Origin of the sequence: Massilia sp. TWP1-3-3 (assembly GCF_049897805.1) — a bacterium.
Lineage (GTDB): Bacteria > Pseudomonadota > Gammaproteobacteria > Burkholderiales > Burkholderiaceae_D > Telluria_A.
Genome location: NZ_JAFCWX010000002.1, coordinates 127,956 through 151,566 on the forward strand (window position 1 = coordinate 127,956; position 23,611 = coordinate 151,566).

The 23,611-nt window shown below is 62.9% G+C and carries 20 protein-coding genes and 1 pseudogene; 5 read left to right on the forward strand and 16 right to left on the reverse strand.

Annotated features, from left to right (window positions below; all coding sequences use genetic code 11):
- Positions 1-22 precede the first annotated feature (22 nt).
- Positions 23-364 (reverse strand): Flp family type IVb pilin, encoded by a 342-nt coding sequence (locus ACP7D4_RS02325; RefSeq protein WP_426101778.1) that lies wholly within the window; start codon positions 362-364, stop codon positions 23-25.
- A 287-nt stretch (positions 365-651) separates the two neighbouring features.
- On the opposite strand from ACP7D4_RS02325, the gene ACP7D4_RS02330 reads away from it, so the two are divergent.
- The 3 genes from ACP7D4_RS02330 to pepA all read left to right on the forward strand — a co-directional run bounded on the left by ACP7D4_RS02330 (position 652) and on the right by pepA (position 6,399).
- Positions 652-1,695 carry a GGDEF domain-containing protein gene (locus ACP7D4_RS02330; RefSeq protein WP_426101780.1) on the forward strand — a complete coding sequence of 348 codons (1,044 nt, stop codon included), beginning with the start codon at positions 652-654 and terminating at the stop codon, positions 1,693-1,695.
- Positions 1,696-1,844: 149 nt separating this feature from the next.
- On the forward strand, positions 1,845-5,132 hold the full coding sequence (gene icmF, locus ACP7D4_RS02335; protein WP_426207656.1) for a fused isobutyryl-CoA mutase/GTPase IcmF: 3,288 nt from the start codon (positions 1,845-1,847) through the stop codon (positions 5,130-5,132).
- 403 nt (positions 5,133-5,535) lie between these two features.
- Positions 5,536-6,399, forward strand: a complete 864-nt coding sequence (gene pepA, locus ACP7D4_RS02340) for a flocculation-associated PEP-CTERM protein PepA (RefSeq protein WP_426207657.1) — start codon at positions 5,536-5,538, stop codon at positions 6,397-6,399.
- Between the two features lie 175 nt (positions 6,400-6,574).
- Here pepA and ACP7D4_RS02345 read toward each other — a convergent pair whose 3' ends face one another.
- The 9 genes and pseudogenes from ACP7D4_RS02345 to ACP7D4_RS02385 form a co-directional block, all read right to left on the reverse strand.
- Complete coding sequence (locus ACP7D4_RS02345) at positions 6,575-7,642, reverse strand: molybdopterin biosynthesis protein MoeY (protein ID WP_426207658.1); 1,068 nt, start codon at positions 7,640-7,642, stop codon at positions 6,575-6,577.
- A complete protein-coding gene (locus ACP7D4_RS02350; protein WP_426207659.1) occupies positions 7,639-8,562 on the reverse strand; it encodes a ThiF family adenylyltransferase in 924 nt (307 codons plus the stop codon). The genes ACP7D4_RS02345 and ACP7D4_RS02350 overlap by 4 nt, the downstream gene beginning before the upstream one ends.
- Before the next feature lie 42 nt (positions 8,563-8,604).
- Positions 8,605-9,267, reverse strand: coding sequence for an N-acyl amino acid synthase FeeM domain-containing protein (locus tag ACP7D4_RS02355; RefSeq protein ID WP_426101790.1), 663 nt, complete (start codon positions 9,265-9,267; stop codon positions 8,605-8,607).
- 310 nt (positions 9,268-9,577) lie between these two features.
- On the reverse strand, positions 9,578-10,747 hold the full coding sequence (locus ACP7D4_RS02360) for a hypothetical protein (RefSeq protein WP_426207660.1): 1,170 nt from the start codon (positions 10,745-10,747) through the stop codon (positions 9,578-9,580).
- Positions 10,748-10,805: 58 nt separating this feature from the next.
- Complete coding sequence (locus tag ACP7D4_RS02365) at positions 10,806-11,711, reverse strand: AEC family transporter (RefSeq protein WP_426101794.1); 906 nt, start codon at positions 11,709-11,711, stop codon at positions 10,806-10,808.
- Positions 11,708-12,727: a substrate-binding domain-containing protein gene (locus ACP7D4_RS02370; protein WP_426207661.1), complete on the reverse strand. Its 1,020-nt coding sequence runs from the start codon at positions 12,725-12,727 to the stop codon at positions 11,708-11,710. Before ACP7D4_RS02370 ends, ACP7D4_RS02365 begins: the two co-directional genes overlap by 4 nt.
- A 114-nt stretch (positions 12,728-12,841) precedes the next feature.
- A complete protein-coding gene (locus tag ACP7D4_RS02375) occupies positions 12,842-13,210 on the reverse strand; it encodes a TonB family protein (RefSeq protein ID WP_426101798.1) in 369 nt (122 codons plus the stop codon).
- A gap of 310 nt (positions 13,211-13,520) precedes the next feature.
- Positions 13,521-14,634: pseudogene (locus tag ACP7D4_RS02380) on the reverse strand (WD40/YVTN/BNR-like repeat-containing protein).
- Positions 14,635-14,647: 13 nt separating this feature from the next.
- Positions 14,648-14,917 (reverse strand): MoaD/ThiS family protein, encoded by a 270-nt coding sequence (locus ACP7D4_RS02385; protein ID WP_426207662.1) that lies wholly within the window; start codon positions 14,915-14,917, stop codon positions 14,648-14,650.
- 101 nt (positions 14,918-15,018) lie between these two features.
- On the opposite strand from ACP7D4_RS02385, the gene ACP7D4_RS02390 reads away from it, so the two are divergent.
- Both ACP7D4_RS02390 and prsT read left to right on the forward strand, forming a co-directional pair.
- On the forward strand, positions 15,019-15,324 hold the full coding sequence (locus tag ACP7D4_RS02390) for a hypothetical protein (protein ID WP_426101802.1): 306 nt from the start codon (positions 15,019-15,021) through the stop codon (positions 15,322-15,324).
- A 162-nt stretch (positions 15,325-15,486) separates the two neighbouring features.
- On the forward strand, positions 15,487-18,264 hold the full coding sequence (prsT, locus tag ACP7D4_RS02395) for an XrtA/PEP-CTERM system TPR-repeat protein PrsT (RefSeq protein ID WP_426207663.1): 2,778 nt from the start codon (positions 15,487-15,489) through the stop codon (positions 18,262-18,264).
- 298 nt (positions 18,265-18,562) lie between these two features.
- On the opposite strand, the gene ACP7D4_RS02400 is transcribed toward prsT, so the two are convergent.
- From ACP7D4_RS02400 to ACP7D4_RS02425, 6 genes are all read right to left on the reverse strand, one after another.
- A complete protein-coding gene (locus tag ACP7D4_RS02400; RefSeq protein ID WP_426207664.1) occupies positions 18,563-19,654 on the reverse strand; it encodes a nucleotidyltransferase domain-containing protein in 1,092 nt (363 codons plus the stop codon).
- A complete protein-coding gene (locus tag ACP7D4_RS02405; protein WP_426207665.1) occupies positions 19,651-20,571 on the reverse strand; it encodes an HprK-related kinase A in 921 nt (306 codons plus the stop codon). The genes ACP7D4_RS02400 and ACP7D4_RS02405 overlap by 4 nt, the downstream gene beginning before the upstream one ends.
- Complete coding sequence (locus ACP7D4_RS02410) at positions 20,571-20,852, reverse strand: HPr-rel-A system PqqD family peptide chaperone (RefSeq protein ID WP_426101810.1); 282 nt, start codon at positions 20,850-20,852, stop codon at positions 20,571-20,573. Before ACP7D4_RS02410 ends, ACP7D4_RS02405 begins: the two co-directional genes overlap by 1 nt.
- Before the next feature lie 35 nt (positions 20,853-20,887).
- Entirely contained in the window at positions 20,888-21,460 is a 573-nt protein-coding gene (locus tag ACP7D4_RS02415) for a hypothetical protein (protein ID WP_426101812.1), read from the reverse strand.
- A gap of 235 nt (positions 21,461-21,695) precedes the next feature.
- Positions 21,696-22,289 (reverse strand): XrtA/PEP-CTERM system exopolysaccharide export protein, encoded by a 594-nt coding sequence (locus tag ACP7D4_RS02420; RefSeq protein ID WP_426101899.1) that lies wholly within the window; start codon positions 22,287-22,289, stop codon positions 21,696-21,698.
- Between the two features lie 242 nt (positions 22,290-22,531).
- Positions 22,532-23,161, reverse strand: coding sequence for a S1 family peptidase (locus tag ACP7D4_RS02425; RefSeq protein WP_426101814.1), 630 nt, complete (start codon positions 23,159-23,161; stop codon positions 22,532-22,534).
- Positions 23,162-23,611 lie beyond the last annotated feature (450 nt).

Here is a 23,611-nt window from a genome sequence, read left to right on the forward strand (position 1 = left end):
TGCGACGAGGGCGGATGCTAACTTACGTTGTCTTCCCAGACATCGCCTTTGTAATGTCCGTGAAGGTCTGTGAAACAGAGGTGCCCAGCAAACCGACGGCCGTCACGATGACTCCCGCGATCAGCGCGGCAATCATCCCGTACTCGAGAGCGGTGACGCCCTCTTCGTCAGCAATGAAAGTCCGTACTGCCGAGATAAATGTGCTCATTTGAAACTCCTTAAGTGTGGATAAGAGACAAACCCTGACGCCGGCAGCAACCCGGATCGCAGCCGCTGCCGCGAAAAACGCCTGCTGTTTTTCAACTGCTGCGCCATTGAAACCACTATAAATCGCTGCCCTGCAATCTATATTGACGATGCGCAACTTTTTCCCAAGGCAGCTTTTGACGTGGGCTGGCGAAGGGAAATAAAAAAGTTTTGGCGGCGCCGTGCCGCAGGACGACCGTCAACGGTAGAATCAGGGAGAATGCAAGATTTTCTTGCACAATAATTGCCTAATAGGCAAAAAGCCATTATCCTGCACAGGCTTTACGGGGCGCGCCCCGCGCGACCGGTCAGAACCGGTCCTGCGGGCGTACTTTTCGGCGAACATGGGAGCGCCCATTATTCTCAAGCGACAGATGGTTGGCAGATTACATTTCTGAGAACGACATGGATTCCCTTCTGAAACACATGGTGGACATGACTGGCCACCGCGATCACACCATGCTCGACATTTCGGTGATCTCGGCGGTGCAGGAATTGGCAGGCGCGTCCCAGACGCGCGTGCTCACCATTGTCACGGTACGCGGCGCCAAATTCATCCGTTCCCGGGCCATCATCTGCGCGGGCGAGCCGGCCCGCATGGAAGACCATATCGACATCACCTGCGTGGGCGACCCGATCGCCACCCTGCCGGTACTCGAAGCGTGCCTGGCGCAGCACGCGTCGAGCGCGGAAGCGGTCGGCGCCGACGGGCGCCACACCTTGTGGCTACCGATCTGGATCGGCGACAAGGCCGATACCTGTCTTGAAATCGTCCACCCCACGCCCTACAAGCCCGACACCATCCACATCATCGGCGGCATCGTCAGCGTCTACCGCAACTTCCAGAACCTGCTCGACTACAGCGAGCGCGATTCGCTCACGGGCCTGTTGAACCGCAAGACTTTCGACGATCAGCTCGGCAAGATGGTGCACGCCTCGGTGGCCGAACTCGAAGCGCCGCAGGCGGGCCAGCCCGAGCGGCGCCAGAACACCGAAGAACAGAAGCAATGGCTGGCCGTGGTCGATGTCGACCATTTCAAGCTGGTCAACGACAAGTTCGGCCACCTGTACGGCGACGAAGTACTGATCCTGATCGCCAACCTGATGACCTCCTCGTTTCGCTCGCAAGACCGGGTCTTTCGCTTCGGCGGCGAGGAATTCGTCGTGCTGCTGCGCTCGACCACGCTTGACAACGCGCAAAAGATCATCGACCGCTTCCGCACCAACGTCGAGCAGCACGTGTTCCCGCAGGTCGGCCGCGTGACGGTCTCGGTCGGCTTCGTGGCGATCAGCCCGTACGAGTCGCCCGTGAATATCCTGGGCCGCGCCGACCAGGCGCTGTACTACGCCAAGAGCCACGGGCGCAACCAGGCTTGCCACTACGACCAGCTGGTCTCCAGCGGCCAGCTGGCAGCAGCCGCCTCGAACGACACCGCCGAATTCTTTTAAAGAGCGCCGGCAATCCCGCTCCCCCGCGTCAACGTGGCGCTCGCCTTTGTTGGAAGGCGCTACGCTTTTCCACAGGCCAAAGCCACCGGCTCTGCTTGACGTTAACGTAAACGTCATATACCGTACAAGTTCGATTAGCAAGGATGACCATGAACGATCTGACCCCCGCCGTCAAACTGAACCTGCCCGAGCAACCGAAGCTGGCCAACAAAGTCCGCTTCGTCACCGCCGCCTCCCTGTTCGACGGCCATGACGCCTCGATCAACATCATGCGCCGCATCCTGCAGTCGAACGGCGTCGAAGTGGTCCACCTGGGCCACAATCGCTCGGTCGACGAAGTGGTCACCGCGGCGCTGGCCGAAGACGTGCAGGGCATTGCCATTTCCAGCTACCAGGGCGGCCACGTCGAATACTTCAAGTACATGATCGACCTGCTGGCCGAGCGCGGCGGCGCGCACATCAAGGTGTTCGGCGGCGGCGGCGGCGTGATCGTCCCCGACGAAATCGCCGACCTGCACGCGTATGGCGTGACGCGCATCTTCAGCCCCGAAGACGGCCAGCGCATGGGCCTGGTGGGCATGATCGAATCGATGATCCAGGCCTGCGACATCGACCTGTCGACCTATTCGCCAACCACGCTCGCGCCCTTGCAAACGGGCGACGTGGCCTCGCGCCACCGCCCGCTGGCCCAATTGATCACGGCCCTGGAAAACGACAAGGCCGCGCCCGCGCTGCGCCAGGCGCTCGTCGCCGCCGCCGCCGGCCTGCCGGTGCCCACGCTGGGCATCACCGGCACCGGCGGCGCCGGCAAGTCGTCGCTGACCGATGAACTGATCCGCCGCATCCGCCTCGACCAGGGCGACGCGCTCAATATCGCCGTCATCTCGATCGACCCGTCGCGCCGCAAGTCCGGCGGCGCGCTGCTGGGCGACCGCATCCGCATGAACGCGATCAACCCCTGGGCGCTCGGCCCGCGCGTATTCATGCGCTCGCTGGCCACGCGCGAAGCGGGTTCCGAAATTTCGGCCGCGCTGCCGGACGTGATTGCCGCCTGCAAGGTGGCCGGTTTCGACCTGATCATCGTTGAAACCTCCGGCATCGGCCAGGGCGACGCCGCCATCGTGCCGCACGTGGACGTGTCGATGTACGTCATGACGCCCGAATTCGGCGCCGCCTCGCAGCTGGAAAAAATCGACATGCTCGATTTTGCCGACTTCATCGCGATTAACAAGTTCGACCGCAAGGGTTCGCAAGACGCGCTGCGCGACGTCGCCAAGCAGTACCAGCGCAACCGCGAACTGTGGACCGTGCGGCCCGAACAAATGCCGGTCTACGGCACCCAGGCGTCGCGCTTCAACGACGATGGCGTCACTGCCCTGTACCATGGCCTGCTGCCAAAATTGGCCGAATTCGGCTTGAAAACGCGCGCCGGCAAGCTGGCCAACCTCGACATTCGCCATTCGAGCGGCAAGCACGTCATCGTGCCGCCGGCGCGTGCGCGCTATCTGGCCGAAATCGCCGACACCGTGCGCGGCTACCACAAAACGACCAGCCGGCAAGTCAAGCTCGCGCGCGAACGCCAGCAACTGCTTGAAACCAAGCGCATGCTGGTCGCCGCCGCCAAGAGCGCCGACTTCGACGACCTGATCACCGAGCGCGATCATGCGCTGGACGCCAACGCCAAAAAGCTGCTGGCAATGTGGCCCGACATGCAGGCCGCTTACGGCGGCGACGACTATGTGGTCAAAATCCGCGACAAAGAACTTCGCACGGGCCTGATTTTCACGACGCTCTCGGGCACCAAAATTCGCAAGGTCGCCCTGCCCCGCTATGAAGACCACGGTGAAGTGCTGCGCTTTTTGATGCTGGAAAACGTTCCCGGCTCGTTCCCGTTCACCGCCGGCGTGTTCGCCTTCAAGCGCGAAGGGGAAGATCCGACCCGCATGTTCGCCGGCGAAGGCGACGCCTTCCGCACCAACCGCCGCTTCAAGCTGGTCTCGACCGGGATGGACGCCAAGCGCCTGTCGACCGCGTTCGACTCGGTCACGCTGTACGGCGCCGACCCGGCGCTGCGCCCCGACATCTACGGCAAGGTCGGCAACTCGGGCGTCTCGATCGCCACGCTCGACGACATGAAAGTGCTGTACGACGGCTTTAACCTGTGCAGCCCGAGCACCTCGGTCTCGATGACGATCAACGGCCCGGCGCCGACCATCCTGGCGATGTTCATGAACACCGCGATCGACCAGCAGATCGACAAGTTCGTGCTCGAAAACAGCCGCCAGCCGACGCTCGATGAAACGGCCAAGATCCGCGCCTGGGTGCTGTCCAATGTGCGCGGCACGGTGCAGGCCGACATCCTGAAAGAAGACCAGGGCCAGAACACCTGCATCTTCTCCACCGAGTTTTCGCTCAAGGTCATGGGCGACATCCAGGAGTATTTCGTGCACCACCTGGTGCGCAATTTCTACTCGGTGTCGATCTCCGGGTACCACATCGCCGAAGCGGGCGCGAACCCGATTTCGCAGCTCGCCTTCACGCTCTCGAACGGCTTCACCTTCGTCGAAGCCTACCTTGCGCGCGGCATGCACATCGACGACTTCGCGCCGAACCTGTCGTTTTTCTTCAGTAACGGCATGGACCCGGAATACGCGGTGCTCGGCCGCGTGGCGCGCCGCCTGTGGGCCATTGCGATGCGCGACAAGTACGGCGCGAACGATCGCAGCCAGAAGCTCAAGTACCACATCCAGACCTCGGGCCGCTCGCTGCATGCGCAAGAGATCGACTTCAACGATATCCGCACCACGCTGCAGGCGCTGATCGCGATCTACGACAACTGCAACAGCCTGCACACCAACGCGTACGATGAAGCGATCACCACGCCGACCGATGAATCGGTGCGCAGGGCATTGGCGATCCAGTTGATCATCAACCGCGAGTGGGGCCTGGCCAAGAACGAAAATCCAAACCAGGGCGCGTTCATCATCGAAGAATTGACCGACCTGGTCGAAGAAGCGGTGCTGCAAGAGTTTGAACGCATCGCCGAGCGCGGCGGCGTGCTGGGCGCGATGGAGACCGGCTACCAGCGCGGCAAGATCCAGGAAGAGTCGATGCTCTACGAGCACCAAAAACATGACGGCACGCTGCCGATCATTGGTGTCAATACCTTCCGCAATCCGAAGGCGAACGACACGCCGCAAAAAATCGAGCTGGCCCGTTCTACCGAGGACGAGAAGCAGTCGCAGTTGACGCGCCTGGAACAGTTCCATCAATTGCATGCGGCCGAGGCGCCGCAAGCGCTGGCCGCCTTGCAGCAGGCGGCGATCGACAACGCCAATGTGTTCGAAAAATTGATGGATGCGGTGCGGGTTTGTTCGCTGGGGCAAATCACCACGGCCCTGTTTGAAGTGGGCGGGCAGTACCGCAGGAATATGTAAGCCTTGCAGCGCGCTTGCACTTTATTGGGCTGCATTCGCGCGGGTCGCTGATCACAGGTGGCGTTTTTCATATGAAAGGCCCGGGGGGAACATGTCACATCGAGATGGAAACCCCCGCAACACGATCAGCGAATGCAGCTGCGGCGTGTTGTCCTATATAAAATTACTTGATCATCCTACGGCGAATGCGCCTTGCGACCGAAGTTTCATAAGCATTTCCGCCATTCCAGTAAATTTCCACGTGGAATTAGTCTGTCGACAAACTTTACACCGGGCTACCTCGAGTTTGCGCTAGATCATATAAGTCATTGATTTTAGGGCAATTCCTTAATCGGGCACAAGACTTGCTACATGAGGCTATGTAGGCGAAAGCCCGATTTAATTAATTCTCAAGGACAAGATCATGAAATTCTTTACCAAACTCGCAGCAGCTGCGGCAGTCTCGCTGGCAATGGTCGGCACGGCAAGCGCTAGCACCGTTCTGAACAACTGGCAGTTCAACCCACTGGGTACCGGCGTCGCCACCGCACAGACCATCAACGAATACCTGGACGTGAACGGCAACGCTTTCATCCAGCTGAACGCCACCAGCGCATCGACCTTCAACTTTGTCGAGCACGCAGTGTTCAACATCTCCCAGGCTGATAGCAATGGCGATATCTTCACCGATACCTTCCCAGGCGGCTACGTTACTGCAACCTTCGAAGCGTATGGCTCGGGTCAATTCGCAGGCGGCTTCCAGTTCGCTGGCGGTACGATCACGATGTACCACAACACGACCAAAACCTACGGCACCACCGCTGGCGTGTTCGGCGCGAACACTGGCACCCAAATCGCCCAATTCCAGGTCATGCCAGGCGGCGGCGGTCTGGTAGACGGCACGGGTAACCCAACCGGCAACGGCCAGATCACCGTGAACGCCAAGGCGACCACGCCGGGCGGCTTGCATGCCGGCTACTTTTTCCGTGAAAACGGTAGCGATCTGGCCAATGAAGATCTGCTGGCGTTTGCATTTACCAACGCCAATGGCGTCGGTCCAAAAGGTCTGACCCCTACCCTGGTCAATGAAGTTGCTTGCCAGTTCTCGCACTACACGGGTCCAGGCTGCGGCGCTGGTACCTACTCGAACGTGGCGGGTAACCACTTTTTCGTCAGCAACAACGGTCAGTTCAAGCTTGCCGAAGTGCCAGAGCCAGGTTCGCTGGCCCTGTTTGGCTTGGCAATCCTGGGCGCCGGTGTTGTCAGCCGCAAGCGCAAGCAAGCTTAAGTTTCGACTTGGCTAGCAAGCTTGGCTAACAAGCTGAGCAAAATAAAAGAGCGAACTTCGGTTCGCTCTTTTATTTTGGGGGAAGACAAAGCGGCGACCCCAGTGCTCTGTTTTTGTTTGCAGAAAAAAACGGACCAGAGTCCGCTTTTTTGTCTCCACCGGCAAGCCGCGCACTTCAAGGGAGCATCAGCTCGCTTAACGGCTTGCGCGCGGAACGCGCCGCTGGCGCCTTGCCCGCCCCCACGCGCCCCATATAGACGGGAAAATTAACGTCGGTGAACACCAGCGCGGCCGTATCGCGTTCCAGCCGCGCCGCCAGGCCATGCAGGCTGGCGGTCTTGGTAAAGACGGTCTGCTCGCGCACGTACTTGGAAAAAATGAGCGGCGTCATTTCGGGCTGCATCTGCAAACCGAGTTCGGTCACGGTCAGCCAAAAGCGCTGCAGCGCGCGCCCGGCGGCGACATAATCGTCGATGCTGCCCGGCTTGCGTTTCGCCTTGATCACGAAGTGCGCCGCGCAAGCGATGCCCGGCACAAAGTCCATCTGCAGGCGCGGCGCGGCCGTGCCCATCCACCGGTTCATCGTGGCCAGCCGCTGCCAGCTGACCATTGCCCATTGCATCAGCTTCAAGGTCATCGCATCAACCCCCAGGGCCTGGTCGGGCACCCGGTCGGGGCTGTGGGTCACGCCCCAATGGATAATCTTGCGGTGGGTTTCATACGCTTCGGGCATGGTCAGGCGCAACTTGGCGTTGTTGAACATCAGGCGCGCCGCGCGCAGCTTGGGACCCATGCCTTCGATCCATGTCAGCACATAGTCGTCGCCCACGGCCGCCTGCAGCGCCGCCTTCTCGGCCCCGGTCAGCATGCGCGTACTCATCGGGCGGCGCTGCACGCTGCGGCGCGTAATGGCGCCGATCAGCGCGCTCGGCTTGACGGCGGCGTCCGGCACCAGGCGCACGTCGAACACGGGGCGCTGCTCGGCGCTGTCGGTGCGGCGCGCAATGTCGGCGCGCAAACCGTGGCCGCTGGCGGCAATGGCCAGCGTCTCGAACAGCGCGCCATACGACAGCTGGCTGGGATGGCCGTCAAGGTCATAGACGCAGTGTTCGCGTGTATCGTGGCAATGGACGGCCACATGCAGCGGCCCGAGCAATTCAAAGCGCCAGACTTGCGTATTGTCGCCGCTGGGCGCCCAGCGCGCCAGGTCGAGCACCTGTTCGATCACCGTCAGGGCACTCATGGGGCCGCTTTCGCCATGTGGCGCTTGCCGATCATGATCGCCAGCCGGTGCAAGGGATTGCGGTTGCCGCCCGGGCGCCAGGTGCGCGCCAGCGTGTTGCGATAGGCGTCGAACTGCAAGCCGCGCGGGGCCGCCAGCACGTCGCCGCGGCCCAGCAGGATTTTCAGCGCCTCGGTGCCGGCAATGCCGGCGCACAGCTGGCACGCCATGAAGGTCGACGGCCCGCGCCGCTCGTGGAAATTGACGGCCGACGGTACTACCAGGTAAGGCCGGTGCAGGCCGGCCGGCGCGAGCCCGACCACGAAGCGGATCGCCTTGTCCAGGTCGGGCAAATTACCCCATTGGAAATACTCCTCGAACGTCATCTGGCCCGGCATGAAATTGATCAGTGCGGCGCCCATGCCCAGCGGGGCGACCGTGGTGGCTGGAATGCCCAGTTTGGCGCACAGGGCAAAGGTTTGCTGGCGGATCGCAAACGCGAAAAAGTCCAGGCCGTCGACGTACAGGTCGACCCCTTCCAGGAAGGCCGGCAGATTGGCCGTGTCTATGCCGCTCGGGAAGACCTTGATCTCGATTTCGGGATTGATGTCGCGGGCCATACGGGCCAGCACATCCACTTTGGGCTGCCCCAGCGTGCTCATGTTGGCGCCCACCTGGCGGTTGAAATTGGCAATGTCGAACTTGTCGAAGTCGGCGATGTGGAACTTGGAAATCCCCAGCCGCGCCAGCGTCAGCAGGTGCACCCCGCCCACGCCGCCGCCGCCGGCAATCGCCACGCGCTTGTTGCGCAGCACTTGCTGCTCGTCGGGCGTGACCCAGCCGATATTGCGGGAAAATGCCTGTTGATAATCGAACGCGCCGGCCGACGGCGCGCTGGTGTCAGCGCCGTCGGCGCTGTGTTGTGGTTGCGTTATTCCCATTGAAAAATAATATCACGAACCCAGGGCCAGCGGCATCACAGTTCAGGCCGTTTCTTCCTGGCGCCGGTCCACGCGCTGCAGGCGCTGGATGATACCAATTTCTTCGCGTGGCGAGAAAAAGTAGGTGTAGAACGAGCGCGCGCCATGGTCGCGGTCCCAGGTGCCGCCATACTTCTGGATCTGCTCGGTGACAAATTCCAGGTTGACCTTGAGCAGGAAGGCCGGGGCGTTGACAGTGGCATTCGTCTTGATGCCGCTAAAACGTTGAAAGCCCAGCATTTGCTCGTAAAATCGGCGGTGGCGCGGATTGACTTCGATCACAATGTCGGTGCAGTTGTGGATATCGCGCGCGTAAATGACGGCAAGGTGGAACAGGTTGGCAAGCGAAGTCTTGGAGCGCACCGAGGTGTCGAAGGCCAGCTTGGTGAATTCGCAGAGCTTGGCGCCGCTGGCGCGAAATGCATCGAGTTCTTCTCCAAAAACATTGTCCGCGTTCAGTCCGGCAGACGAATCGATGCCCAGCGTCAGCGTGCCAATGGCATCGCCCTTGTCCGTCGCGGTCAGCGTGATGCGGTTGGGGTCATCATTGAAGTGATGCGTCCCGGCATAGCCGCGCCAAGCATACATCTTGCTGACCAGCATGCTGGCCGAATTGCGGCCCTCGGCTGTATCTGTCAGCCGGATGCCGTAGAAGTCCTGGTTCACGATCACGTCCTCGAATTGCGTGGTCGTTATAGTATCCTGAACTTTGCAATGTTGGGCGTTTGTTACGAGCTCATCACTAACATTTGTTGCAATCACGCTATTTTGTTCCGGCTGTTGTTCCACAGAATCCTCCTGGCGCCCTCCCAAAACCCCTCCGCACAGACATCGTGCCGAAGGCGAGCACGCTGGAACGCTGAAAACGGGCTCAGTTCAATTAGTAAAAACTATGTATGTAGGATATTTCCGGAAGGAATTTTTAGCAAGCGATTCCCAATCGTGTGTTGGGAAAACGGCTTGTTGCTTCTCAACATCACGCGCGTTCATCCGCATCACCCTGTCCGATCAGGCTGGGCGCGGCGCGCAGCCACTCGGCAAGCTGGTCATCCTCGATTTCGTAGACGCCCCTGCCGGCCTGATAAATAATCTGTTCGGCAACCAGCCGTTCGACTGCGATCTGCACCTGGCGCGTGGTCAACGGTTCGCCCTCGATGCCCACGGCCAGCGCCAGCTGGCGGCGCGTATCTTCGGTGTACAGCGGCAAGCGCGCGATCACGGCGCGCATCACTTCGCGGTCAAGCGGGCGCATGTCCATCAACCTTTGCACATAACCGGACGCGTCACGCGACTCGAGCAGCACCTGCTGGGCAATTTCCATGATGCCGGTGCCGCCCGTTTTCATGAGCCGCTCGACAGCGTCGTGGAACAGTCCCGGCGTAGTGCTCAGGGCGGCGAACGCGGCCTGCGCCTGGTCCGGCGGCACCTCGCGCCCGGTGGCCTGCCGGAATGAGGCCATGATGAAGCCGACGAAGCGCTCGTCCAGGTCAGGAAAATCCGTGCTTTGGCTAAATTGAAACAGCGGCGCCTTGATCTGGCTGAACATCATTTGCAGCCGGTTGCGCGAGGAACCGGTAAACACCGTCTTGACCACCTTCTTGCGCACGTCAAGCGTGGTGCGCAGCGCCGCCACCAGTTCCTGAAATTCCGGCTTGGCCAGATGCTGGATTTCGTCGAGCGCGATCAAGACCTTGCCCTTGGAGGCATGGATGACGGCGTCCACCAGTTCAGGCAAGCTTTGCAGCGCCGCCTGATTGGCCACGCCGCGGGCATTGAATTCTGCCTCGGCCCGGATCTTGCCAAGCGGGCCGGCATTCAATTCAATGGCCGTCTTGCGCAGCGGCCGGAAGATGCGGTCCTGCAAGCGCTCGCCGAAGGTCTTGGGCTTGGCCGCGTTGGTCAGCGCCAGCAGCAGCGAGCCGAGCGGGTCGGACCGGTTTTGCCACATGCTGCAGTACACGGTGCGGTAGCCTGCCGCCTCGGCCGCAGGCAGCAAGTCTTCCAGCACGAACTCCGTCTTGCCCTTGCGGCGCGGGGCAAACAGCACTATCGACGAGATCAAGCCCGCCTGCAGCGTGTCCAGGTAACTGGCGGCCAGGTCGGAACGGGGGTAGTGCCAGCTGATGGTTTGTTCAGGCTTTACCATGGTTTAACGCGCTTTCAAGTAATTACCGTCACTGATTGTAATCGATGGTAATTACCTTCTACAAGGCGCTTACGATCCAGATCCAAAATGGCAGGGTGGCCATGCACAGTACGCTCGAGAGCAAAATGGCCGAGCTGACCACGCCCGCGTCCTCGCCGTCGGCCTGCACCAGCGCGGCGGCGTTCACGCCCACCGGGCAGGCGGCGATCACGACCAGCACCGAGGTCGCCGCCGGCGGCAGACCAAACGCCAGCAGCGCCATGCCCAGCACGCAGGCCGGCAGCAGGAGCAGCTTGGCGGCCACGGTCGCGCCCGTCTCCAGCCAGTGATCGACGCGAAACGTCGCCAGCGAGGCGCCCAGCGCCAGCAAGGCGCACGGCAGCGCGGCGCCGGCCAGCAGCGCCAGGACCGCCGCCAGCGGCGCGGCCGGCGCCAGTCCGGCGCCATTGCAGGCCAGTCCCAGCATCAGGCTCACGACAATCGGATTGCTGACCACGTTCCATAGCGATGCGGACAGTTTGGCGGCGCCGCTCGCGTGGGAAGCGGCCAGGTAATACAAGGTAAACGCGACCAGGCTGTGAAAAGCGATCACGGGAAAGGCGTACTGCAGGCTGTCGGGACCGAACGATCGGGCCAGCACGGGAATGCCGACAAACACGGTATTTGAATAGGTGGCCGCCAGCGCGCGCGCGGCGCCGGCGCGCTGGCGCCGCAGGCCGAAGGCGGCCGCCAAAAACAGCAGCAGCAAGGGAATGAAAAAAGCGGCCAGGGTTTGCCACGACATGGAGGCGGGAATGCCGTTCTTGCTGGCGCCGCTGAACAACAAGGCGGGAATGAACACCTTGGCGGTCAGCTCGGTCAAGTCCGCCTGCCAGGAGGGCGCCAGCAAGCGCGTCCGGGCCAGCGCGCAGCCCAGCGCGGTCAGCAAGAACAGCGGCAGCAGTAGTGTTAGCAGCGAGGTCAACAAAATCGCTGCGGGCAGGGTCCCACAGTCTGCCCGGCCAGCAGCGTCGGTTGCCACAGCACGTGCAGGCTGGCCGGATCGGCACCGCCCACCACCGCGCGCAACATCTCGACCATTAGGGCGCCGGCCTTGTCGCTGTCGGGCTGGTCGATGGTGGTGACGTTCGAGCCCACCAGCGAATCTTCGACGCTGCCCCAGACGATGACGGATATTTCCTCGCCGATGGCAATGCCGGCGTCAAGCAGCGCGCGCACCGCGCCCACGCCGGACAAATGGTTGTCGACGATCACGGCACTGGGACGGGGCGAGCTGGCCAACAATTGCTGCATGGCCTGGTAGCCGGAGCGGCGGTCGAGCGTGTTGTCGGCCAGGTGGACCGGATCGACCGCCAGGCCGGCGGCGCGCATGCAGTCCAGAAAACCGTCACGCCGCTGGCGCGCGAAATTGAAGGCCAGCGGCGCGCTGACCATGGCGATGCGCTGGTGGCCCAGCGCCAGCAGGTGGCGGCAAGCCAGTGTGATGCCCGCTTGGTTGTCGAAGTCGAACCAGGCGTAGGGCTGGTCGACCTCGGTGCGGCCGTGGGCGACAAAGGGAAAGTTCTTCTTGAGCAGGTAAGCAATGCGCTCATCGTTGACGAGTGTGCGGCTCACCACCAGGCCGTCCACGCGGCGCCCGCGCACCATTTGTTCGTAAGACGGCAACTCATTTTGCTGGGAGACGGGCGCAATGATCAGGTTCATCTTGCACTTTTCAAGCGCGGCCGACATGCCGCCGACCACGTCCAGGAACATCGGATCGCCCAGGTCGCTGGGCAGCAGCGGATAGATGATGCCGAACACATTGGTGCGGCCCACGGCCAGGCTGCGCGCCATGGGATTGGGTTCGTAACCGGCCTCTTTGGCGGCGGCCATGACACGCTCGCGCGTGAGCACATTCACTTCAGGATAGCCATTCAAAGCGCGGCTGACGGTGGTCTTTGATATACCGAGATTTCGGGCAAGGCTCTTCAAGTTCATGGCGTCGCTTGCATGGGCAATGTGGACATAGCCTGCAATTATAGCAACGCCCCACCCTCACCGGTCAGTCAAGGTCCGCCAGGGACTAGCCGACCGGTGTTACAGCGGCGACACTCAGTTGACAACCCATGCATATTTTACTTTGGTCCATGCCGCTTCAACGGTGCGGCCCTGGGCCGGCACGAAGGTGCAGCGTGCGCCGGCGCGTTCGGATGCGCGGTCGATATGGGCCACGCCGCTGGACTGGACGATTTTCGAGTCGATGACCTTGCCGTCGGCGCCGATCAGGTAGCCGACCACGACGCTGGCGCCATCGGCGTCATCGTGCCAGCGAGCAGGAAAGTACGGCGCTTCGCAGTCGGCTTGATTGATGCGTGGCGCGCTGCTGCCCGCTGCCATGGCGGGCACGGTGGCGCTTAGGGACAGGACGGCGAAAACGGCGACGACGGTGGCGAGGGCGGCGCGTGGCTTGGTAGACAACATAAAACCTCCTGGGAATCTGGATAAGATTCGAAGAGCACATGCTCCAGAATCGTCGCTGGGGTCAGCAGACGATTTAAAAGATACCGCACCGCAGCATTAATGTTTCATTGATTGTTTCAATATCGGATATACGGCAAACACATAATAAGTTGCCACGCACCAACAAATGGCATCGCCGTTTTCCATGAGCGTCATGCAATCCCGGCTGTGGTGCAAAAATGACCCCAAACCGGTTTCAAAGCGCCAAAAACGCCCGTGCCCGCGAAAAATCCCCAGAATGACGCATGTAGCGCCGCCACCACAGTGTCGTTCAGTTCGACGCCGCGAAGCAGACCGCATACACCGGCGGCATCATGCTCGACACCGTCTGCCAGCTCTCGCCCGCGTCGCTTGACACCCACACACCACCCGTGGTCGAGGCCATCAGCAAGCTGTTGCCGTCGCCGGACACGGCCAGGCCGTGGCGGTACACCAGGTCGTAGCATTGCTGCTGCGGCAAGCCGGCGCGCGAGACCTCGAAGCTGCGCCCGCCGTCGCGCGTGCGCGTCACCGCCAGCGCGCAGTCGACGGGAATGCGGCGCTGGTCCGCTTCGGCCGGCGCGAACCAGGCCGTGTTGCCGTCGTGCGGATGGGCCGCCCACGGCAAAGCCGAAGTTGGAGACCGGCACGCCGGTGGTTTCTTCCCAGCGCCGACCGCCGTCGCTTGAGCGCCAGATGCCGGTATGGTGCTGGCACCACAAGACGTCGGGACTGCCCGCCGAGCGCACCACGCGGTGCGGATCCTGCACCGCTTCGTTCTCGTTGAGCTCGGGCGGCATGTAGTCGGCCCGCATGCCGGTGGACGACACGACCCAGCTCGCGCCGCCATCCTCGGTGCGCCACACGCCCCCGCACGACACAACCACCAGCACGCGCGCGCTGTTGCGCGGGTCAACGCTGATGCTGTGAATGCCCGGCACGTGGTAGCCGCCGCCGAACCATTCGCCCCGCTGCGGCACGTCCCACAGTGCGCGCACCAGTTCCCACGAGTCGCCGCGGTCGCTCGACCTGAACAGGCCACCGGGCAGCGTGCCTGCCCACCGCACGCCCGGCTGATCGGCCCCGCCCGCTGCCAGCGCCCAGATCTGCTTGTTTTTCCACTCGAGCGGGTCGGCGCTGTCGTCCGGTTTGACAGGATAGGCGGGGGTGGCAATCTCGGTCCAGCCGGCGTTGCTGCCGGACGCGCCGCCCACGTCGCGGCGATGCAGCTTGACCCCGAAATGACCCAGGTTGAGCGCCGCGTACAGCGCGCCGTCGCGCCCGTCGGACAGCGCGACCGCGACCGGTTCGCCCAGAAAATGGCGCGCTTCCACAGCTTAGCCGGCGCTGCCGCGCACCAGTTCGAACAAGCCCTTGCGGGTCGAAAGGAATGCCCGATCGCTCATGTCAGCCTCCATGTCAGCCTCCGGAAAGTGCCTGCAATATATACACGGTGGAATCAGGGGCCAGCGCATCGGCCAGCAATACCCGTTCGGCGCAGCGACGCCCATCGATGAAAACAACAACGTTTTCGCGCAAGTGGCCCTGTTCGTCGAGCACATAGCCGCGCAACAACGGATTGGCGGCAAACGCGCTCTCCAGGCCCGCGCGCAGCGTCGGCCCCACAGTGTCAACCTGCGGCACGGCGGTAAAGCGGGCTAACTGTTGCGTAAAAATCAATCCCGCCATGGCCCGATTCTAGCGCGGATCGGCGAGCCTGTCGCCGATTGCCCTAGAATGGGGCATAACAAGATTCCAACGCGGATGTTCCTTGCAAACCGGAGAGCGCCATGCCCATCAAACCTGAAGAACTCGCCGCCCTGATGCTGGAAGTGGAAACGGAAGACCCCATCGATTTCGCCGACCTGCCCTTCGGCGAACAGGAATTGCGCCAGCTGGTGGCTGCGCATCTGTGCGACATGGCCGGCGCCATGGAAAACTTCAGCACCGAAGACCGCCTGCTCACGCTGCTGGCGGTGTCGGCCAAGCTGGTGCTCGAAAACCTGGTGCTGCACCTGCAATTGCTGCGCCGCCACGGGCTACCGGTCAGCGAAAGCGTCGAAGCCTTGCTCGGCCGCCTGCGCAAGCCGGAGTAGCGAATTAGCAGATTAGCGGCTTAGCCCAGCGCCAACCCAGCGCCAACCCAGCGCCAACCCAGCGTGCATACGCGCACGCCTGCGTATGCTGTTGCCTTTTAACCAGCTCCCATGTCACTATGCTGGCTCGACCGATTCCCGCTACATATTCAAGGATGCAACATGCCGCGTAACGCACACAAGCTGACCCTCACCGCTGCCCTGGTCTCGAGCGCCGTGCTGCTCGCCACGCTGGGGGGCTGCCACCGTGCCGATTCGGCCGCCACCCTGGTTGGCGAAGCGAAGAGCTACCAGCAAAAAGGCGATAACAAGGCCGCGCTGATCCAGTGGAAAAATGCGGCGGCCAAGAACCCCGAAGATGCGACGATCCGCCTGTCGCTGGGCGCGCTCTACAACGAGATGGGCGACAGCGCCTCGGCCGAAAAAGAATTGCGCAAGGCGGCCAGCCTGGGCGCGCCCGCGGCGCAAGTGCTGCCGGGCCTGGCCACGGCGCTGCTGGGGCAGGGCGAATTTCAGAAGCTGGTCACCGAAACCGATGCCGCCGCCGCCAGCGCCGGCGCGCCGTTGCTGGTCCAGCGCGGCAACGCTTTTCTGGCCCTGAACCAGCCCGACAAGGCCAAGGAAGCGTTCGAGGCCGTCCTCAAGGCCAAGCCGGACGACAGCGCCGCGCTGCTGGGCCTGGCCTCGCATGCGTTCACCATCAAAGATACCGAGGCGGGCGAGCGCTACGCCGCCCAGGCGCTGGCCAAGGACGGCAAGAACCCGGACGTGTGGATGTTCAAAGCCATGCTGGCCACGCGCCAGGGCAAGCAGGCCGACGCGCTCGCCGCCTACGACCAGGTGCTCGCGCTGCGCCCGGCGCACCGCAGCGCCCACCTTGAAAAGGCGTACCTCGAAATTGGCATGGGCAAGTTCGACCTGGCCAAGGCCGACATCGACGCGGCCAAAAAGACCACCCCGAACAGCTTGATCGTCACCTACACCCAAGCCTTGCTCGACTTTACGCAGGGCAAAAACGAAGTCGCGCTGGAAGCGGTGCAAAAGGTGCTGCGCAGCGTGCCGGAACACATGCCCAGCGTGCTGCTGTCGGGCGCCATCGAACTGAACTTGGGGCAGCTTGAGCAGGCCGAACAGCACCTCAAGAAATACCTCGAGAAATTCCCCGACACCTTGTACGCACGCAAGCTGCTGGCCACCACCCAGCTGCGCGCGGCCCACCCGGACGAGGCCGCCGCCACGCTGGCGCCGGCACTCAAGCTGCCGTCCGAAGACCCGCAACTGCTGGCGCTGGCCGGCGAATCGTTCATGCAGGCGCGCGAGTTCGGCAAGGCCGAGGAATACTTCACCCGCGCCGCCGTGCTCGCGCCCAAGGCGGCGGCGTTGCGCACCTCGCTCGGCATGAGCAAGTTGGCCCAGGGCCAGAAAGAGCAAGCCGTCACCGAGATGGAACTGGCCACCACGCTCGACCCTAAATCGCAGGCGGCCGGCATCACGCTGGTGCGCACCGCGCTTGGCATGAAGCAGTACGACAAGGCCCTGGCCGCCGTGCTGGCGCTGGAAAAGGAACAGCCCGACAACGCGCTGGTCCAAAACATGAAAGGCGGCGTGCACCTGTCGCGTAGCGACATGCCGGCCGCGCGCACCGCCTTTGCCCGCGCCGCCCAGCTGCAGCCGAGCTACTTTGCGCCCGTCTCCAACCTGGCCCAGATGGACTTGGCCGATAAAAAGCCTGAAGACGCGCGCAAGCGCCTGGAAGCGTTTGTCGCGCTCGACAAAAAGAATATCGCCGCCATGACGGCGCTGGCCGAACTTTCCGGCTCGCAAGGCAACATGCCGCAAGCGCTGGTCTGGCTCGAGCGCGCCGCCGCCGAAAACCCGGACACGCCCGAGCCTGGCATGCGCCTGGCGGCCTACTACATGAAAAGCGGCGACAAGGCCAAGGCGCTCACGCTGGTGCGCAAGCTGCAGGTCGCCAACCCGACCAATCCGGAATTGGCCGACATGCTCGGCCAGGCGCAGGTGGCCAACAATGACGCCGCCGGCGCCCTCGAAACCTACAGCAAGCTGGCCGCGCTGCTGCCGAAGTCGGCCAAGCCCCAGCTGCGCCTGGCGTCGGTGCACATGCTGCTTAAAAATGAAGCGCTGGCCGCCGACGACATCAAGCGCGCCATCGCCCTCGAACCGGCTAACGTCCAGGCCAAGCTGGCGCTGGTCGACCTGGAACTGCGCCGCGGCAAGCCGGACGAAGCGCTGGCCGTGGTGCACCGCCTGCAGAAGGAAGAGCCGTCCAGCGCCGTATATTACGCGGTCGAAGGCGACTTGCTGCAGGCGCAAAAAAAGCCGGAGCTGGCGCTCAAGTCTTACCAGCAAGCCTACGGCCTGGCCAAGTCGGCGCAGCTGATGCTCAAGGTGAACCAGGCCTTGCGCCAGAACGGCAAGGCCAAGGAAGCGGACGTCCAGCTGACCCAGTACCTGAAGGACAAGCCGGGCGAGCCGGCCGTGATGCTGTACGCGGCCGAAACCCAGCTTGCGGCCAAGCAGTACAAGGCGGCGATCGCCAATTTCGAGGCCATCTTGAAGCGCAGCCCGGATAACCCGCTGGTGCTCAACAACCTGGCCTGGGCCTACCAGCAGGAAAAAGATCCGCGCGCACTGCCGACCGCCGAACAGGCCAATAAAATCGCGCCCGACAATGCCGCCTTGATGGATACGCTGGGCTGGATGCTGGTGGAACAGGGCGACGTCAAGCGCGGCTTGCCGCTGCTGGAAAAAGCGGCCGCCAAGGCGCCGCAGGCCAATGACATCCGTTACCACCTGGCGGGGGCCTTGAACAAGTCGGGCGACAAGGCGCGCGCGCGCAAGGAACTGGACAAGGCACTGGCCGACGGCAAGCCGTTCGCCCAGATGGACGAAGCGCGCGCACTGCTCAAGCAGCTGTAAAGCTTGGCGTAACAGCGCACACTGTGTCCCGTAGTGTCCCGTAGTGTCCCGTAGGTCGGAAAAGGCCAAAGGCCGCATTCCGACAAGCGCCGTCGGCGGCTCCTGTCGGAATGCGGCCTGCGGCCTTTTCCGACCTACACGGTAGCCAACCCTTTTGTAACGGCCTCGCCAACGGTACGGTTCTGAGGCAAGCGCCGTCGACGACTCCTATCGGAGAAGGGGGCCGCCCAGGCGCCTGCGGCCATTCCCGACACGGTAGCCAACCTTTTTTTTAACGGCCTCGCCAACGGTACGGGTCTCAGCCGGAACCGTCCTTGGGCGAAATGAATGCCTTGTGAAACAAATGGCGCGCCAGCAGCAGCGGCGGCATGCGCAGCCAATTGCCGCGTACGTACAGCAGCCGGCGTGCCAGACCGGAGAGCGGGCCGCTGCAGCTCGGGTGCGCCGGCATCAAGGCGCGCAAAAACAGCGCGTCCATCAGCGCCAGCAAGGCTGCATTCGGCGCGGCCGGCCCCAGCGCGGCGCCCACGGCCGCCGGCACCGGCGTTTCCAGCACGCGCGCGCAGTAGCGCAGCGCATAAAACAGTGGCCGGCCCAATTGCAGTTCGTGCGCGCGCGCCGCCAGAAGTTCCCAGAAACCCGGCGCGGCCCCGAAGTGCAGCAGCAGCCGGTGCAGGTCGAGCAGGTCGCGCAAGCCCTTGTCGAATTCCCCGTCATAAAACAAGTGCGTGGCGCTGTGCAGCACCATGTCGACCGGCGCCAGCACCTTCACTGCACCCTGCCCTGCCAGCGTAACGGCGGCGGCGCGCAATTTGGCCGGGTCCGGCCGCGCGCGCGCCGTCAGCGGCAAAATCGCGTGGTGCACGTCGATCATGCTGGCGCGCTGCATGTGCCGCATGGGCGGAATTTCATGCATCCAGAGCCGGTAGTAGCGCTGGTCGTAGGCATCCTGGTGCTGCGAAAACCAGCCGGCCAGCATCAGCGTCGATTCCACCAGGTCGATGTCTTCCCTTGGGACCAGGATGTCGACGTCCGAAAACAGCCGCCCCTGCGCCGGCGGCAAGTCCGCCATCACATAAGCGGCCCCCTTGAGCAGCAACAGCGGCACCTCGATGGCGGCCAGCGCCGCGCCGATCCGGTCCACTTCCCAGCGCACGCCCTCCCCGTGCCGCTTGACCAGCGTACCGGCCCAGGCCAGGTGGCGGCGCGGTGCGGGCGCGATGGCGTCCAGCAACCCATGCTCCAGCGCCAGGCAGTACAGCGTGGCCGTCAGGTTGGCCGCCAGCGCCTGGCGCAGCAGCAAGTCCCACTCGGGCAGCGCCAGGTGCGCCATGCTGCCTGGCGCGCGCAGCACCGTCACCAGCAGCGGCGGGGCCATCACCGCGCTCATGCAGCGAGCGCGGCCAGGCGCGCAAAGGTGTCGATGGCCTCGTCCAGGCTGGCGTAGCGGAAGCGGTAGCTGGCGCTGCCGGCGACCAGCTCGCCCAGCGCATCAAAACCCGCGCCGCCCAGCGTGCTGTAGTTAAAGGCGTTGTCGGCCACCTGCATGAAAGCGCGCCCCCGGGCCATGGGTTCGAGCACGGCGCTCGAGCCGGCCACATACTGCGGAAACACGATCAGGCCGGCGCGGGCGGCCTCGTGCGCGCGCGCCACGCTGGCCGACGGCGCCTTGACGTGGGCCACGGTGCCCTTGTTGGTGTCGTGCACGGCGCGGCTGAACACAGCTTCTGGCGCCCAGGCGCGGATCACCTCGATCGACGCGTTCTTCAGGCTGACCGGGCGCGGCAGCGGTTCGATCAAGCCATCGCTCAGGCGCACCAGCGTCAATTCATCGGACAGCAAGCGCCAGCCGCCGCGCAGCACCAGCGCCGCGCACAGCGTGCTCTTGCCCGAACCGGGCGGGGCCGGCAAGAGCGCGGCCACGCCGTCGCGTTCGATGACGGCGGCGTGGATGATCAGGCAGTCGTGCGCGCGGCTCGACACGCACCAGTTCATCGACCATTCGAACATGGGAAAGGCCTGGTCCAGCGGCAGCGGCTTGAACGGGGCGTGGCCGTCATTCTTGAAAACAACCTGGCGCCTGAACCAGCGCCGCAGGCCGCCCGCCTGGTCCAGGTTGACATGAAAATCGGCAAAGCCGGGCGCGTCCTGCAGCGGATAGTCGGCGTACAAGAGACCGATGCCGTCAGCCACGTGCGCCACGGACGAACGCAGCAGCGTGACAAAGCTGCCCGTCCGCAGGTAGATGCCGGGGCCGGCGAGGCGGCCGCGCAGTTCGGCGGCGCTCAGCGACGAAACGGTGGCCATCAGGCGCGCTCAATGAGCGACAGCGCCGCCAGCTGTGCGAGCACGGCGCCGGCATCGGCGTCGACGGCGGGGCCGCGCGCGCACCCGAGTACGTCGCACAGCGCGTCGAGCAATTGCTCTTGCTGTTGCGACCGGGGCGCCGTCTGAAGCAATCCGAGCAGGTGCATGGCGCTGTCGCCCAGCAGGTGGGTGTCGCCCGAGAGGTCATTGAAAAGGACGGTTTCATCGCCAAACCGGCGCGCGCGCAGGGTTTGGCCGGGCCTGAGTTGCCACATGCGCATGGACGGCCCCTACCGGGCGCGCGCCGCCGGCGTCATCAGTATTGGGTCGAACGCAGGTAGTCGGCCAGCTGTTCGCTGGTCCAGACCTGGCTGCCATTGCCCGGACGATAAAACGGATTGTTGCGATCGTAGTTGGCCCACATGTCCTTGACCGCTTGCGCCGTCATGACCGTCACCTTCGGCGGCGACACCGTGACGTTGAACCAGGTCGCCAGGATCAGCGCCGGTACGCTGGCAGTGCCGTTATGGGCCCGCTCGGCCAGCACGGTGGACAGATTCATGTTGCCGACCTTGTCGTTGGTCGGAAACAGTTTGTAGAACTTGGTATTGGCCTTGACGTTGGACGGCAAATGCTTGGCCCACCAATCGGGCTTGGCGCCGGCGCAGGTCAATTCCGGCGCATGGCTGTTCAAGTTGCCCGACAGCGCGCCCGACGGCGACTTGCACACCACCTGGGCCATCGCGCCGCTGCTGGCGACGGTCATCAAGACACCCGATACACCCAATCCCGCCACGCGGCGACGCGCCGCGCCTTGCGGCGTCAACGCGGCAATGTCGGCTTGTGCGTTCGCGCCCGCATTGTCGTCTGGTGAATCGCGTTTGACCATGGTGCATTTCCTCAAGTGCGCAAGCCGTCGCGGCAAGCATGAAAGCGAGACACTGCCTGACGGCAGGTGCAATATTTTTCCTGGAAGTAAGCAAGCTTCATTCCATGACAACACTGGCGCATGCAGTAGCTGATTAAAATCAACAAGTTACGGCAAAGGATGGCCAGCTTGTGCAGACTGACCCAAGGCGCCGGCGCGGACAAGTGTAAAGTTGCCCGACAGCGAGAGTGTAATCTTAAAAGAAACTTTCTGGAATGACAAGCACATCACCGGGGCGCATCGACATGTTCGCCGAGATATCGCCTTCCTTGATCAGGTCGTTCAAGCGCACCGGCATTTTCTGCAGCTTGCCATCGACCTTGCGGATGACACTCGCCTTGTTGCCCGAGGCAAACTCCGTCACGCCGCCAACGGCGATCAGCACATCCATCAGCGACATGTCGCGCCGGTAGGCGAGCGCCTGCGGACGGGCGGCCTGGCCGATCACGCGGATCTGCTCGCCGTAGGTGCCGGTAAAGCCGGTCACGATCACCGTCACCACCGGTTGCTGGATGTACTTGCCGAGCGCCTTTTCAATGTCGCGCGCCAGCTCAGTGGCGGTCTTGCCGGACGCCTGCAAGTCCTCGACCAGCGGCGTGGTGATCTTGCCGTCGGGGCGCACCGGCACCGCCATCGACACTTCGGGATTGCGCCAGACATTGATGCTGATGCTGTCGCCGGGGCCGATCAGGTAATCGTGCTGGGGCGCGGTCGAGTTGTCGGCGGCATTGACCATGGGTGCGCGCGACGCGCAGCCGCTCAGCACCAGGGCCGACAGGGCGAGCGCCATGCAGGCCAGGCGTTTGATGGTGGGATTAAAACTAGTAAACGCAGTCACATTGATCTTGTTGTTGGTCGTGTTATGCATGGCAGTCCTCGTTGCGACAGCGGCGCTAAGCCCTGCCGGAGTGTTGTGTACATTGAAACTACATCCGAACGAAATAGTTTCCATTATTCAATTGTTTTTTCAATAGCAAATCCTGCGCTATTGTAAACCAAACACTGCGCTCTTCGCCTCACCGCACGGCAGAATTATTTCCCGGCCGCCGATTTGGGTTGCATCAATTCACGCGCATGCATCGCCGGCACGGCGTAAGTGATGCCGCTCGGACTGGTAATGGCGCTCTCCTTTAAGCCCTTGACGAACACCATATTGATGACGCCATACACGATGCCCGTCTCCGGGTCGTACAGGGGCGAGCCGCTGTTGCCGGGGTAGGCCGTGGCGTCGAGCTGGTAGACGGGAAAGCGGGCGCGCTGGAGCTGGACGATGGCGCCGGCGCCCAGCTTGCCTGAGGTGAGCGAAGGCATGACCACCGGCGTAATGGCCGACAGCAGCGCGCGGTGCGTCACCGGATGCAGTCCCAGCACCATGCCCAGCGGAAAGCCCGTGAACGCCAGCTCCCTGCCTTCGGCCATCTGGGCCGGTTCGCCCAGCTGCAGCGCCGGCAGCGGCGCGCCCGCGAACACCAGCAGCGCCAGGTCGTGTTCGCGGTCAACCGCCGCCACCGTCGCCTGGCGAAATTCAAATTCTTCGCCGTGGGCAATGACAATGCCCAAGGTCTCGAAGGCTTCGCCGTCCAGCGCGGCGGGGAGCACGTGCGCATTGGTGACGACGGACAAGCCGTCGCCGACGACAAAGCCGGTACCGTTAAAACGCACCGCGGGCGAGCGGGTTTTCTGCGAAGTGCCGACCGCGACCAGGGATTTTTTAACGCTGGCAATGGTGTGCGGAAAATCGGCCGCGACGGCGGATGTAAGAACACAACATGGAACACAACAGAACAACCACAAACTCAGCAGTCGAAGTGGCATTGGCGTATTCTCCTGAGTGGGCTGGGGGCGGAAGCATTTACCGCTAGTTGATTGATCGCCAGCTGAGCTTGTCTCTGGTCGATTCTGCATTATATATGGCGCTTTTGGTTGCACGACAATACAATGTTGGCATTTTGGCTTCGCCGGAGTCGCTGCCAGGTGGTTTTTCGGGCTGGACCGCAGGCTGGGGAAGATTCGTTAGGATTAATCGAAAGCATCGTCTTGTTGTATCATGCGACACTTAAGCTGCTATTTAAACAACGCGCGAAACGCCTGAATACTTAGCACGCGGCAACC